This window comes from Candidatus Eisenbacteria bacterium, from assembly GCA_016867495.1.
Lineage (GTDB): Bacteria > Eisenbacteria > RBG-16-71-46 > CAIMUX01 > VGJL01 > VGJL01.
On the sequence record VGJL01000074.1, the window covers coordinates 1 to 12,486 of the forward strand.

The window sequence follows — 12,486 nt, forward strand, 5'->3', positions numbered from 1 at the left end:
TTCATGAACGTGAAGCTGTTCGTGTGGAGGTACATCAAGTAGTGCCCGAAGAGACCTCCGGCGAGCCCCGCGAAGGCGGAGCCGATCACGAAGGCGGTCACCTTGTAGCGGGTCGTCGGCACGCCCAGGCTCTCTGCGGCGATCTCGTCATCGCGAATCGCCAGAAGCGCCCGGCCGTGGCGCGACCGGATCAGGTTCGCGTGAAAGACCACGCAGCCGGCCACCGCGAGGTAGACCCAGAAGAAGTTGGCCCTCGCGGGGATGTTCGGGAAGCCGCGCGCGCCCCCCAGGAACTCGAGGTTCAGGATCAGCACGCGGATGATCTCGCCGAAGCCCAGAGTCGCGATCGCCAGGTAGTCGCCCCTCAGGCGGAGTGTCGGGATCCCGATCAGGAGCCCCGCGGCCGCGGCGGCAATGGCCCCGATGACGAGCGAGATCAGGAATGCGGCGAGGCCCATGCCGGGCCCGAGGGAGGGGCCTACATAGACATCGAAGGCCGCGGCGGCGTATCCGCCGACCGCCATGAATCCGGCGTGCCCGAGGCTGAACTGCCCGGTGAAGCCGTTGATCAGGTTAAGGCTGACGGCGAGGATGATGTTGATCCCGCTCAGAATGAGGATGCGCACGACATAGGGATTGAGCGCCGCGGCCAGTCCCTTCTCGAGGCCGAACAGGAGGAGCGCGGCCGGCACCCAGAGCCAGGCGCTCGTGAGGATCCTCCTCGCCGCGCCGCCCCCCGTCCCCCCGCCCCTCTCTGCTCGCGCCACTGCCCTAGACCTTCTCAGAGACGGCCTTGCCCAGGATCCCGGACGGCTTCACGAGTAGGATGACGATCAGGAGGCTGAAGGCGATCGCGTCGCGCAGGGTCGAGGAGATGTACCCCGCGACGAGCGTCTCGGCCACTCCCATCAGGAGCCCTCCAACCACCGCGCCGGGAACATTGCCGATCCCCCCGAGGACGGCCGCGACGAACGCCTTGATCCCAGGGAGCAGACCCATCAACGGATCGATCTTCGGATTGGTGAGCGCGACGAGCACCGCCGCCGCGGCGGCGAGCGCGCTTCCGATGGCGAAGGTGAAGATGATGATCCGGTCGGTGGCGATCCCCATCAGAGAGGCCGCATCCCTGTTGAACGAGACCGCCCGCATCGCCTTGCCGACCTTGGTCCGGTAGATCACGAGCTGCAAGAGGAGCATGAGGAAGCAGGAGCAGCAGAGGATCAGGATCTGATGGTTCGTGATGACCACTCCGGCGGGCAAACGAACCGTCCGGCTCTCGATGATCTGGGGGAAGAACTTCGGATCGGCCCCGAAGATCAGGATCCCGGCGTTCTCGAGAAGCAGGCTGACGCCGATCGCGGTGATGAGCGCGGTCAGCTTCGAATGCCTGCGCACGGGCTTGTAGGCGCTCCTCTCGATCACGATCCCGAGGGCGGCGCAACCGAGCATCGCCACCGCGAAGACGAGGACCACCCCCGCCACGCCTACCCCCCCTTCGCGGGCGAGACCGAACCAGCCGACCGAGTAGAACGCCAGGTAGGCGCCGACCATATAGACGTCGCCGTGGGCGAAGTTGATGAGCCGCAGGATCCCGTAGACCATCGTGTAGCCGAGGGCGATCAAGGCGTAGATCCCGCCCCACGAGACGCCATTGACAAGCTGCTGGAGGAACTCCTGCACCGCCTCCCTCCTAGGGAGCGATCCGCTCGACGAATGTGTACTTCTGATTCTCGATCTTGAGGACGACGGCCGGCTTCAGGGCGTTGCGCCTCTCGTCGAGCGTGATCGACCCGGTGACGCCGGGGAAGTCCCGGGTCGAGGCGATCAGATCGCGCAGCTTCCGCTGGGCCGCCTGTCTCTTCTCGCGCCCGGCCCCGCCTCCCACGAGGACGGCGAAGGCGTCGGGATCCTCCGTGTGCATGACCGTCAGGACATGGACGAGCAGGCGCGCTGCGTCGTAGCCGAGGGCCGCGATGGCGTCGGGGACTTCATCGTAGGCGCTGCGGTAGTTCGCGATGAACTCCTGCACCACCGGGTTCTGGTCGTCGGACGAGTAGTGGTTGCTGAAGAAGCAGCCGTCGATCGCCTTGCCTCCGATCTCGGTGAGCTTGGGCGAGTCCCAGCCGTCCCCTCCGAGGAGCGGGACCGTGATCCCCAGATCGCGGGCCTGCCTCGCGATGAGCCCCACGTCGGTGTAGTAGCCGGGCGCGAAGATCGCCTGCGGTCGCGTGGCGAGGATCGCCGTCAGCGGGGCGCGGAAATCGACATCCCCCTGCTGGTAGCTCTCATCGGCGCAGATCGTCCCTCCCAGCGACTCGAATGTCTGCCGAAAGACGCCGGCCAGGCCGATCGAGTAGTCGCTCCTCAAGTCGCGCAGGATCCCCACGCGCGTGAGACCGAGCGACTGGAACGCGAACTTCGCCATCACCGCTCCCTGGAAGGGATCGATGAAACAGACGCGGAAGATGAAGTCGCCGACCTCCGTGACCTTCTCGTTCGTCGAGGAGGGGGAGATCATCGGAACGCCCGCCTTCTGGCAGATCGGCGCCCCCGCGAGCGAGTTCGAGCTCGCCACTTCGCCCAGAACCGCGATCACCTGATCCTGGCTCACGAGCTTGTTGACAGCGGTCGCGGCCTCCTCGGGTTTCCCCTGGTCGTCCTCGGTGACGACGCGAAGCATAGTTCCGCCGACGCCCCCCGCCTCGTTCGCGTGACGGATTGCGAGGGCGATCCCCTTGTTCGTCGACTTGCCGAAGGTCGCGGTCGGACCGGTGAGAGAGCCATACTCGCCGATCACCAGATCTCCGCCCTTCTGGCCGCACGCGAGCGGCCCGAGGACGATCCCGAGCAGAAGAAACCCACCGAGCAACCGCTTCATCGTCTCCTCCCCCCCACCGGTTTGCCGGAGGCAAGAATCCTCTAACTTGTTGGGAAAGCTGCCGTAACCTACCACGCCACCATCCGGCGGTCAAGCCATAAACGATTCAGGGGCCTCGACCGCGTCAAAGCGGGAGAAGAGCATCGAGTGGGTCGCCCTCCCCTGGCTCGAGGAGCGAAGGTCTGTCGCGTACCCGAACATCCGGGAAAGGGGGGCCTCGGCGGTCAGGATGTGCACATCGCCGCGGAGTTGCGTCCCCAGGAGCCGCCCCCCCCGGGCGGCGATCAAGTTGACCACATTGCCGACGAACTCCTTCGGCACGAGGATCTCGAGCTGCATGATCGGCTCGAGGAGGATCGGCTCGCCCCGCCGGCATCCATCGCGGAAGGCCGAGAGCGTCGCTGACCGGAACGCCAGCTCGGACGAGTAGGCCTCGTGCGAGGAGCCGTCCATCAGCTCGACCTGGACATCGGTGATCGGGTAGCCCCACTGGATGCCCGATTCGGCGGCGTCGGTGACAGCCCGCTCAATCGCCCTTTGGTAGATCTCGGGGATCCGCTCGTCGGGCAGCGCCCAGAAGAAGCGGAGCCCGGTCCCGCGGGGACGAGGCACGATCGACAGGACGACGCGGCCGTAATGCTCCCGTCCGCCGGTGGCGCGATCGAAGAGCCCCTCGCTCTGGACCGATCGGCGGATCGTCTCCCGATAGGTCACCTGGGGCCGACCGAGGCGGACCTTGAGATTGAACTCGCTGTTGAGCCTCTCCTCCAGGATCTCGAGGTGCAGCTCTCCCATGCCCGAGATGAGCCTCTGTCCTGTGTTCTCGTCGAAGCGGACTCTGAAGGTCGGATCATCCCCGGCCAGCTTGGCGAGGGCGTGGGCGATCTTCTCCTCGTCGCCGGCTTCGCGGGCCTCCAGCGCAGCCGAGACGACCGGTTCCGGGAAGTCCATCGCCTCGAGGACGAGGGGATGCCCGCGGTCGGTCAACGTCTCGCCCGTCGAGGTCAGCTTCAATCCCGTCGCCGCGACGATGTCCCCGGCCGAGGCCTCATCGAGCCTCTGCCGCTTGGCGGCGTACATCCTGAAGAGGCGGGCGACGCGCTCCCCCTCGCCGCGCGCCCCGTTCCAGACTTCCTGCCCCTCCGCGAGCCGTCCCGAATAGACACGCAGGTAGGAGAGCCGCCCCCGATCCCGCTCCGTCGCCGTCTTGAAGACGAGGGCGCAGAGCGGCCCGGCCGGATCGGCGGAGCGGTCCTCCACTCGGCCGTCCCCCGGGACCGTGCCGCGGGCGGGGAGAACCTCTCTCGGGGAAGGGAGAAGGTCGACGATCGCGTCGAGCACGGGCTGGATCCCCTTGTTTCTAAGGGCCGCCCCTGCGAGGACGGGGACCAGGCGCTGGCGGATCGTCGCCGCGCGCAGGACGGGTATCACTTCCGCGCTCGAGAGCTCCGCGCCGTCGAGGACGCGCTCGAGAAGCCGCTCGTCCTCGGTGGCGAGAGTCTCGAAGAGCTGTCCTCTGTAGTACTCGAGCCGCCCCTTCTCCGACTCGGGGCACGGCAGGCGGTCGAATCCCGCCCCGCCATCCTCGGACTTCCATCGGATCAGGTCTCCGCTCAGGACATCGACGACCCCATCGAAGAGATCCTCCGCCCCCACGGGAAAGTTGAGCGCCACCGGAACCGCCCCGAGCTTCTCGCGGATGTCCTTCAGAACCGCCTCGAAGTCCGCCCCGGCACGGTCCATCTTGTTGACGAAGACGATCCTCGGAACGCGGTAGCGGTCCGCCTGCCGCCAGACGACTTCCGACTGCGGCTCGACCCCGCCGCGGGCGTCGAGGACGGCCACAGCTCCGTCGAGGACGCGCAGGGAACGCTCGACCTCCGCTGTGAAGTCGACGTGGCCGGGCGTGTCGATGATGTTGATCTGGTGATCGCGCCACGAGCAGGTGATGGCGGCGCTCGTGATCGTGATGCCGCGCTCCCGCTCCTGCTCCATCCAGTCGGTCTGCGTCGTCCCGTCGTCGACGTCGCCGATCTGGTGCGTGACTCCGGTGTAGAAGAGGATCCGCTCGGTCGTCGTCGTCTTGCCCGCGTCGATGTGGGCGATGATGCCGATGTTGCGGATCAGAGATAGTGCGTCCTGTTGCTGCATATAGCGCTCCGTGCGAGAGGGTGACGGAGCGACAGCGGACTGTCAAGCGCGTCCAGCGGGACTAGAAGGTGTACTTTCCGAAGTCCTTGGGATTGAGGTTCTCGATGAAGCGCCGCAGTTCCTCCGCCCTTTGCTCGTCGCTCTGCTCCGGCGCCTTCGCGGGCCCCTCCGTCTGGATCAGGCGGTCGAGCTCATCGGTCAGGAGCTCCTCAGCGGCGTAGATCTTCGCCTTCGCCTTAAGCGCGAGGGCGATCGAGTCGCTGGGCCGCGCATCGATGCTCAGGACCTGCCCCTGCTGCCCTTCGATCGTGATCTTGGCGAAGAACGTGTTCTGCTTCAGGTCGCAGATCTCGACCCTCCGCACTTTCGCCTGCAGGCCCTTGAGCACGCTCAGAAGCAGATCGTGCGTGAGGGGACGCTGGAACTTCTTCCCCGCCACCTCCATCGCGATCGCGCTCGCCTCGGGAGGCCCGATCCAGATCGGCAGCCTCCGCGACCCGTCGAGGGTCTGGAGGATCACGACGGGGTACTGGTTCTTCTCGTCGATGGCGAGACTCAGAACTTCCACCTCGACCATGGCAATCCTCGCAAACTGGCGCCCGCTCAGGGAGCCCCGGCGCGGCTGCGGATCGATCCCAACTCCCTTGGATCGGGATTCGGCTTGTCCATATTCTCAATCATCCATCGCGCGGATGCCGCGAGGTCATGGTCCGGGTAGTCTCGCAGGAATGCCTCGAACGCCTCGCGCGCCTTGCGGTACTCCCTCTGCTCGTCCGCCCGCACGAAACCCACCATGAACTGCGCTTGCGGAGCGCGCGGGCTGTCGCCGTAGCGCCGGACGACCTCCTCATAGTATCCGACCTTCACGGCCGGATCGGTCTCCTGCTGGGCCCCGGCGAACAGATCGTCCTCCGAGAGCAGCGTGCGCGCGTAGCGCGCCCAGTTGTCGGCCATGAGCTCGACGCCGTAGTCCTTCTTGAGCCGGGCCATGAGGGCGTCGTAGAGCTCGTTGTGCTTGCGGGTCTGGACGCGCCTGAGGATCTGCCCGCGCACCTCCGCATCGAGAGAGCGGGGCTGAACCTCGGTGCGGTCGATCGCATAGATGACCGACCACTGCTCCCCCACCGGGACCGGTTCGCTGACCTCCCCCTTCTTGAGCTGGACGGCGGCGGCGTTGATCGCGGGGACCACCCCGAGGTGTCCGGCCCCCGAGGTGGCGGTCACCCAGCCGAGGACTCCGCCGTTTCTCTTGGACGGCTCATCGACCGACATCTCCCGGGCGACGGCGCCCACCGACTCTCCTCGCAGGACCCTCGCCCGGGCACGCTCCGCGTCCGCCTTCGTCCTGGCGAGCACGTGGGCGATCTGCACGCGCACGGGGATCTTGAAATCCCCCTGGTTCTGCTCGAAGTAGCTCTGGATCTCCTCCTCGGTCGGGACTTCCTTGTCGCGCACTTCCTTCTGCATCACTCTCTCGGCCAGCACGTAGCGTCTCGAGAGCTCCAGGATGTCCTTGAACTCCTGTTCCTTCTGCAGGCCTTTCCGTTCTCCGAAGGCGACCAGGGCAAGCTGATCGATCGCGTCCTCGAAGATCTCCCGGTGCTGCTTGACGGTCCCGAATCCCATTCCCTCGCCCACCGCTCGAAACTGCCAGTGGATCTTCTTCTTCATGTCCGAGACCGTGAACTCCCTTCCCGCGACCTTGCCGAGGACGAGATCGTCGATCTCCTGGTCAGCCGATTCGCGCGGGGACGGGGAGCTCGCGCAACGCACGCCGCCCAGGATCGCGCAGGCGCCGAAGAGGCAACCCAGCGCGAAAGGAAGCATGCCTCGCCCCACCCTGGGGCCGATGATCGTGCCGAGTCTTCGCATGAGGCTAGGCGAGTCCCTCCTTCTTGACCCAGACGCGAACCTTCGCCTCGACGTCGGGATGGAGCTTCACCCGGACGTTGTAGGCGCCGAGGGCCTTCAGTGGCTCATCGAGGTGGATCGTCCTCTTGTCGACCTCGAACCCCTCCGAGACCAGCCGTTCGGCGATGTCGCCCGCCGTGACCGATCCGAACAGCCGATCATCCTCCCCCGCCTGCATGAACACCGTCACGGAGGCTTTGTTCAGCTTGGCCGCCACCCTCTCCGCCTGGACTCGCAACCGGTCGTGACGGGCCTGCTTGACCCGCTCGCTCTCCATGAAGATGCTAGCGCCCGCGCTGGTCGCCGGGAGGGCCAGCTTGCGGGGAAGCAGGTAGTTCCTGGCGTAGCCGTGCGAGACCGCGACCTTGTCCCCGCGCCGGCCGAGGCCGTCGATCTCCTCCAATAGTATGACTTCCATGGAATCCGCCCTTTCCGAGGCCTCCCAGCCCCTTACTTGTACGACTCCGAGGCGAACGGGATCAGCGCGAGGACCCTTGCCCGCTTCACCGCGAGCGTGATCTGGGCCTGGTGGCGCGCGCAGTTGCCCGAGACGCGGCGGGGGACAATCTTCCCCCTCTCGGTGATCGCCCGCTGCAGTCGTCTCTCGTCCTTGTAGTCAACGTATGCGACGCGGTCCATGCAGAGCTTGCAGACCTTCTTCCGCATGCCGCGCGGCTCCCCTCTGGGCATCCTCTATTCTCCTCTCTCGACGCCGTCCCCTGTCGCTTCCAGAGAGCGACTAGAGCTGGAGCGTGTTCTCTCCCGTCTCCTCCTGATGGCCGGAGGCGAGATCCTCTTGACGCTCACCCTCCGGATGCTCCGGAGCGTGGTGTTCCTCCGCGTGATGCTCCCCTTCAGGAGGCTCCTCGGCGGACGCGGTGCTCCCCTCGGTTCCTGGCGCCGGGTCCAGGCCCGCCTGGACCGTCTCGCGCCGTTCGTCAGCGGGCCCGCGCCTGCCTCTGCCGGCAGGGCCGCGGCCCTCGTCCGCGCGTGGTCCCTCGGTCCCCTTGTCGCCCTCCATGGACGGACCGAGAGTCTGGATCTGCTCCGCGTAGATCTCGACGGCCGTCCGCTTGTCGCCGCGCGCGGTGGTGAACGACCGGCTGCTCACATACCCCTCGACGTAGACGATCTGCCCCCGTCGCAGCTCGCGCGCCATCCTCTGGGCCGTCTCTTGCCAGGCGACGATCGTCAGGTAGGCGGCAACCTCCCGAGAGCCTCCCGCGCGATCGCGCAATACGCGTCCGACCTGCACTCTGAAGGAGCAGACTGTCACGCCCGAAGGGGTGTAGCGAAGCTCGGGCTCCTCCTGGGCAATCCCGGTGAGGAACACCTTGTTCATCCGCGGATACGTCGTGCCTTCCATTGTCACTCCTCTCGCCCGATCTGCCTCAGGCTACACTGTCTCGTGAATCGGGCCTTCATCGGGCCTCGGCGGATCTGATTCTTCCGGCGCCGTCTCGGAGACCGCCATTGGCCGGACCGTCTCCTCGCAATCGGTCCTGGATCCAGAGGGCCCATCGTCCGTCACTGCCGACTGCGGGGCGGCTTCCGCCTCCCGCCGGCGCATGATCTCACTCCCGGGAGGGCCCTGCGCGACCACGGTCAGGTGCCGAAGCACATCCTCGCGCAGCCGGTAGCGTCTCTCCAGGTCGCCGATCACGCCCGCCTCCGACCGGAAGCGGATGAGCGTGTAGATCCCCTCGTGCACCTTCTGGATCGAGTACGCGAGCTTCCTGCGACCCCACCGCTCGATGTCGACCACCTCTCCGGATCCGGACAGGATCGTCTGCTTGACCCCTGCGACCTCCTCCTCCACCCGGCTCTCATCGAGGTTCGGGTGCAGGACGAAGACCGTTTCATACTCTTTCAACGAACCCACCTTTCGGATCTCCCGCGGAGATCCCATCTGCGGGACCATTCCCCCGGAGGACCCTCCCGCACCGAACCCTCCGGATTCCGTTCGCTGGCTGCTAGAGCTGATCGGATCGCTCTCTACCTGTTCGCCCCGGGGGATCTCCTTCGATCGGAAACCCCGCGGGATTGAACCGGTTCATCGCCGTCTCCAGACCCTCGAGGATCGCGGCCGTCGCCGCCTCGGCTCCACGTCCGGCGATCGACCCGAAGAACTCGCGCTCGCTCCCCTCCAGGGGACGCAGGACATACTCGGCGAGGTCCTCGTCCTCGGCCGCTCCGCCCACGCCGATCCGCAACCGCGGATAGTCGCCCTTGCCGAGTGATTCCTCCACCGACTCGAGCCCCCGGTGCCCCCCTGCGCTCCCCGACGCCCGCAGGCGCAGCCGTCCGGCGGGCAGGGAAACGTCGTCGACCACGACGAGAAGCTCCCCCGGCACCAGCAGGTGCCTCTCCAGGCACTCGAGCACCGCTTCGCCACTGCGATTCATGAAGCAGAGAGGCTTGAGCAACACGATGTCGCGGCCTTCCATCGCGCATCTCGCCTCGAGCCCGAGCCCCAGACGCCTCCACCCCGTGCTTCGTTCGACCGCCATCCGGTCAACCACCCAGAAACCCGCGTTGTGCCGGGTCCACTCGTAGCGGACACCGGGATTACCCAGACCGGCCACGCACCGGATCGGCATCCCGAGAGCCTCAGCCCTTCGACGGAGGCTCCTCGGCCTTCTCCTTCTTGTCCTCCTTCTTCTCCTCGCCGGCTGCGCCACCCTCCGGCGCCGCCTCGGCGGTCGGGACCGGTTCCGCCTCCACCGCCTTGGCCACGACGGCGGCCACGGCCCGACCGGCGGGCGTGATCACGGTCACCCCATCGGGGAAGACCAGATCGCTGACATGGATCGTGTGACCCTTCTGGAGGTGACGGACATCGTGCACGATCCTCTCCGGAATCTGCGAAGCCTGGCACTGCACGTGGACATCTCGAAGCAGCTGCTCCAGGACTCCGCCCTCCTTCACGCCAAGCGGAGTCCCCTCCAGTTGGATGTGCAGGTTCACGTCGACGATCTGCGTGAGCGACACGTGCTGGAGATCGACGTGCAGGATGCGGGACGTGACGGGATCGCGCTGCAACTCCTTGATGATCGTCTTCAGATCCCGAGCCTCCTGCCCGGCGAGCTTCAGGTCGATGATGAACGTCCCGGACCCGTGCTTGCGCAGGAGCTGGTCGAAGCTCTTGGTGTCGAGGGCGATAGCGACCGTCTCCTCGCCGGCGCCGTAGAGGATCCCGGGCACCTTCCCGCCCACCCTCGCCTGGCGCGCCGCCCCTCTGCCCGTTCGGGAACGGATTTCGCCGCGGACTTCAGCTGCTTCCATCTCTTCTCTCTCCTTGTATCTGCAGAGACGTTTCCTTCACCGACGTATCTGCCGAAACGGCCACACCCATCTAGACGAACAGAGAACTCAGCGATCTCTCCTCGTGGATCCTCCGAATCGCCTCCCCGAGCAGGCGATCGACGCTCAAGACCCTGACTTTCGAGCCTGCGAACCTCTCGGGCGGATGATGGATCGAGTCTGTGATCACCACCTCGCGCACGGGCGATTCCTCCAGCGCCGAGATCGCCTGGTTGGAGAAGGCGGCGTGGGTCGCCCCCACGAAAACCTGCCGCGCCCCGTGCTCCTGCAACACCTTCGCCGCTTTCGTGATCGTGCTGCCGGTCGAGATGACGTCGTCGAAGATCACGACGTTCATACCGTCGACGGAACCGATGACGTTCATCACCTCCGTCTCGTCCGGCCGGCTGCGCCTCTTGTCGACAAGCGCGAGCGACGCGCTCAGCCTCTTGGCGTAGGCCCTCGCCATCTTGATGCTCCCCACATCGGGAGCCACGACTACGAGGTTCGGAATCGCCAGCCCGCGGAAATGCTCGATCAGCACGGGCGCCGCGTAGAGGTGGTCGAAGGGGATGTCGAAGAACCCCTGGATCTGCGACGAGTGCAGATCCATGGTCAGGACCCGGTTCGCCCCCGCCACCGTGATCAGGTTCGCGACAAGCTTCGCGGTGATCGGAACCCGCGGCTGGTCCTTTCGATCCTGCCTCGCGTACCCGAAATAGGGGATCACGGCGGTGACCCGGCTCGCGCTGGCGCGACGGGCCGCATCGATCATGACGAGGAGCTCGAGGAGGTTGTCGCTCGGGGCGCACGTCGGTTGGACGATGAACACATCGCAGCCGCGGATGTTCTCGTCGATCCTGACGTGGATCTCGCCGTCGCTGAAGCGGCCGACTTCGGCCTCGCCCAGTTGCAGGCCCAAGTACTCGGCGATGTCACGCGCCAGCTTCGGATTCGCGTTGCCCGCAAAAATGCGCAGCGTGTCGAGCACAGTTTCCTCCGCTCGGTCGAACCGCCCAAAGGCGGCCCGCCCATGCAACTCCGGACCCTATCGCGTTCAGGATCTCTGTGAGAATTGCTGGGGCGGGAGGATTCGAACCTCCGTAACGGGAACCAAAATCCCGGGTCCTGCCGTTGGACGACGCCCCAGTAAGCCAGAAGAGTACCACTTCACGGCCCCGGCCGGACCAGCCATCTGCGCCGGTCCCCGACGATGGACGCCCCCTACCGGACAGGCCCCTAAGGGATGTTACTGGACCAGAGCGCTTCTCTCAACCTCAAGTCTGTACTTGTCGAGGATTTCTTCCTCGACCCAGGCCCTGGTGGCGTTGTTGATCGGGTGCGCCAGGTCCTGGAACGTCCCATCGGGCTTCCTTCTGCTGGGCATTGCGACAAACAGTCCCTTGCTGCCGCGGATGATCTTGATCCCCCGAATGACAAAGCAGTTGTCCAGGGTGATGCTCACAAACGCTTTGAGCTTCTCATCGTCCCGCAGTGAGACCCTAACTTCTGTGATCTTCATACTGGTCACCACCCCTCGCGCGGTCAGGCGCCCTCATGGCGCCTTCTCACTGGAACTAGCATCGGTGACTTCCCCGCGATCCGCGGCCGCCGGCGCGCCCCCCAAGGCGCGCTAGGACCGCATCCCACGGGGTCCTATGGAGATCCAACCCCTAGATGCGAACCGGGTCTCGTACACCCGGCAGTCTCGGACCGGAACCTTCCCTAGTATCCGGGACAACGTCGAGACACCTCCACCGAGCACAAAGAGGCTCGAACCGCTGCCCGAGACTCTGACGATCGCCGGCGCCATCGATCTCACCCCCCCCATGAGCCGGCGGATCCGGGCATGCCGCGATAGGACAACGGGCTCCAGGGCGTTCAGAAGCCCGCCGGCGAATCGGTAGACACCCGAACGGCTTGCCAGATCGCAATTTGAGAGTCTAGATAGCGGGCCCCCGGGAGTCAACTTCAAAGCGGGATCGCCGTAAACCGATGCCGTGGAAACAGGAAAGCCGGGATAGAGGATCAGAACGGGACACGGCGGCATGGACGGCAGGCGGGTCAGCCTCTCCCCGATCCCTTCCGCGAGCTGCGTCCCTCCCCGCAGGAAGAAAGGGACATCGGCCCCGAGTCTCGCCCCCAGATCCTCCAGCTCCGAGACCTTGAGGCCCAGGCGCCAGATCCTGTTGAGCCCGGCGAGAGTCGCGGCCGCATCGCTCGATCCGCCACCCAACCCAGCC

Annotated in this window: 15 protein-coding genes and 1 tRNA gene; all 16 read right to left on the bottom strand. The window is 66.0% G+C overall.

The annotated features are described in order from the left end of the window. The coding region (locus FJY88_08190; protein ID MBM3287312.1) for a branched-chain amino acid ABC transporter permease at nucleotides 1-716 on the bottom strand (716 nt) is incomplete at its 3' end. A 55-nt stretch (nucleotides 717-771) separates the two neighbouring features. Continuing rightward, on the bottom strand, nucleotides 772-1,680 hold the full coding sequence (locus tag FJY88_08195; GenBank protein ID MBM3287313.1) for a branched-chain amino acid ABC transporter permease: 909 nt from the start codon (nucleotides 1,678-1,680) through the stop codon (nucleotides 772-774). 10 nt (nucleotides 1,681-1,690) lie between these two features. Next, a complete protein-coding gene (locus tag FJY88_08200; GenBank protein ID MBM3287314.1) occupies nucleotides 1,691-2,878 on the bottom strand; it encodes an ABC transporter substrate-binding protein in 1,188 nt (395 codons plus the stop codon). Between the two features lie 90 nt (nucleotides 2,879-2,968). Then, on the bottom strand, nucleotides 2,969-5,029 hold the full coding sequence (gene fusA, locus FJY88_08205; protein ID MBM3287315.1) for an elongation factor G: 2,061 nt from the start codon (nucleotides 5,027-5,029) through the stop codon (nucleotides 2,969-2,971). A 61-nt stretch (nucleotides 5,030-5,090) separates the two neighbouring features. Continuing rightward, nucleotides 5,091-5,606, bottom strand: coding sequence for a bifunctional nuclease family protein (locus FJY88_08210; GenBank protein MBM3287316.1), 516 nt, complete (start codon nucleotides 5,604-5,606; stop codon nucleotides 5,091-5,093). A 26-nt stretch (nucleotides 5,607-5,632) separates the two neighbouring features. Continuing rightward, nucleotides 5,633-6,901, bottom strand: coding sequence for a tetratricopeptide repeat protein (locus FJY88_08215; GenBank protein MBM3287317.1), 1,269 nt, complete (start codon nucleotides 6,899-6,901; stop codon nucleotides 5,633-5,635). A gap of 4 nt (nucleotides 6,902-6,905) precedes the next feature. After that, nucleotides 6,906-7,358, bottom strand: coding sequence for a 50S ribosomal protein L9 (locus tag FJY88_08220; protein ID MBM3287318.1), 453 nt, complete (start codon nucleotides 7,356-7,358; stop codon nucleotides 6,906-6,908). Nucleotides 7,359-7,390: 32 nt separating this feature from the next. Beyond that, a complete protein-coding gene (rpsR, locus tag FJY88_08225) occupies nucleotides 7,391-7,630 on the bottom strand; it encodes a 30S ribosomal protein S18 (GenBank protein ID MBM3287319.1) in 240 nt (79 codons plus the stop codon). 49 nt (nucleotides 7,631-7,679) lie between these two features. After that, nucleotides 7,680-8,306, bottom strand: coding sequence for a single-stranded DNA-binding protein (locus tag FJY88_08230; protein MBM3287320.1), 627 nt, complete (start codon nucleotides 8,304-8,306; stop codon nucleotides 7,680-7,682). 30 nt (nucleotides 8,307-8,336) lie between these two features. Next, nucleotides 8,337-8,861 (bottom strand): 30S ribosomal protein S6, encoded by a 525-nt coding sequence (gene rpsF / locus FJY88_08235; GenBank protein MBM3287321.1) that lies wholly within the window; start codon nucleotides 8,859-8,861, stop codon nucleotides 8,337-8,339. A gap of 52 nt (nucleotides 8,862-8,913) precedes the next feature. After that, nucleotides 8,914-9,540 carry an aminoacyl-tRNA hydrolase gene (locus tag FJY88_08240; GenBank protein MBM3287322.1) on the bottom strand — a complete coding sequence of 209 codons (627 nt, stop codon included), beginning with the start codon at nucleotides 9,538-9,540 and terminating at the stop codon, nucleotides 8,914-8,916. Nucleotides 9,541-9,550: 10 nt separating this feature from the next. Then, the gene (locus FJY88_08245; GenBank protein ID MBM3287323.1) at nucleotides 9,551-10,225 is read right to left on the bottom strand and encodes a 50S ribosomal protein L25; all 675 of its coding nucleotides are present in this window, start codon (nucleotides 10,223-10,225) and stop codon (nucleotides 9,551-9,553) included. 70 nt (nucleotides 10,226-10,295) lie between these two features. Then, nucleotides 10,296-11,222 (bottom strand): ribose-phosphate pyrophosphokinase, encoded by a 927-nt coding sequence (locus FJY88_08250; protein MBM3287324.1) that lies wholly within the window; start codon nucleotides 11,220-11,222, stop codon nucleotides 10,296-10,298. Nucleotides 11,223-11,318: 96 nt separating this feature from the next. Further along, nucleotides 11,319-11,392: transfer RNA gene (locus FJY88_08255), tRNA-Gln, on the bottom strand. Between the two features lie 100 nt (nucleotides 11,393-11,492). Further along, nucleotides 11,493-11,765 (bottom strand): septation regulator SpoVG, encoded by a 273-nt coding sequence (gene spoVG, locus FJY88_08260; protein ID MBM3287325.1) that lies wholly within the window; start codon nucleotides 11,763-11,765, stop codon nucleotides 11,493-11,495. 111 nt (nucleotides 11,766-11,876) lie between these two features. Then, a partial coding sequence (locus FJY88_08265) for a hypothetical protein (GenBank protein MBM3287326.1) occupies nucleotides 11,877-12,486 on the bottom strand: 610 nt, incomplete at its 5' end.

Coding starts and splice junctions, on each gene's coding strand:
- FJY88_08210 (MBM3287316.1), bottom strand. CDS start 5,606: ATGGTCGAGGTGGAAGTTCTGAGTCTCGCCATCGACGAGAAGAACCAG.
- FJY88_08240 (MBM3287322.1), bottom strand. CDS start 9,540: ATGCCGATCCGGTGCGTGGCCGGTCTGGGTAATCCCGGTGTCCGCTAC.
- FJY88_08200 (MBM3287314.1), bottom strand. CDS start 2,878: ATGAAGCGGTTGCTCGGTGGGTTTCTTCTGCTCGGGATCGTCCTCGGG.
- fusA (MBM3287315.1), bottom strand. CDS start 5,029: ATGCAGCAACAGGACGCACTATCTCTGATCCGCAACATCGGCATCATC.
- rpsF (MBM3287321.1), bottom strand. CDS start 8,861: ATGGTCCCGCAGATGGGATCTCCGCGGGAGATCCGAAAGGTGGGTTCG.
- FJY88_08215 (MBM3287317.1), bottom strand. CDS start 6,901: ATGCGAAGACTCGGCACGATCATCGGCCCCAGGGTGGGGCGAGGCATG.
- rpsR (MBM3287319.1), bottom strand. CDS start 7,630: ATGCCCAGAGGGGAGCCGCGCGGCATGCGGAAGAAGGTCTGCAAGCTC.
- FJY88_08230 (MBM3287320.1), bottom strand. CDS start 8,306: ATGGAAGGCACGACGTATCCGCGGATGAACAAGGTGTTCCTCACCGGG.
- FJY88_08245 (MBM3287323.1), bottom strand. CDS start 10,225: ATGGAAGCAGCTGAAGTCCGCGGCGAAATCCGTTCCCGAACGGGCAGA.
- spoVG (MBM3287325.1), bottom strand. CDS start 11,765: ATGAAGATCACAGAAGTTAGGGTCTCACTGCGGGACGATGAGAAGCTC.
- FJY88_08220 (MBM3287318.1), bottom strand. CDS start 7,358: ATGGAAGTCATACTATTGGAGGAGATCGACGGCCTCGGCCGGCGCGGG.